Annotated in this window: 1 pseudogene; it reads left to right on the top strand. The window is 43.6% G+C overall.

What is annotated here, in order from left to right:
* Positions 1–126 (top strand): annotated as a pseudogene (locus F7Q90_RS26360) (IS630 family transposase); the annotation flags it as partial.
* Positions 127–250: the final 124 nt, after the last annotated feature.

Here is a 250-nt window from a genome sequence, read left to right as displayed (position 1 = left end):
CGGCGTGCAAAAACGATTACGCTCATTGTAGATAACTACATCATCCACAAAAGCCGTGAAACGTTGCGCTGGCTGAAAGCAAACCCAAAGTTCAGGGTCATTTACCAGCCGATTTACTCGCCGTGGGGCTTTGTTGAATAATAGGTAATCATTCTGTTTTGTCTGCACTGTTTTGGTAGAAAACGCTGATGCCAGACAGAACACCGTCATACGCAAGCATGTAACGCATTGATTTTATGTTATCTGAAAC

Source organism: Pantoea stewartii subsp. stewartii, from assembly GCF_008801695.1.
Taxonomy (GTDB): domain Bacteria; phylum Pseudomonadota; class Gammaproteobacteria; order Enterobacterales; family Enterobacteriaceae; genus Pantoea; species Pantoea stewartii.
Note: the sequence above shows the minus strand (reverse complement) of the source record. Positions and strands in the feature narration are given on the sequence as shown.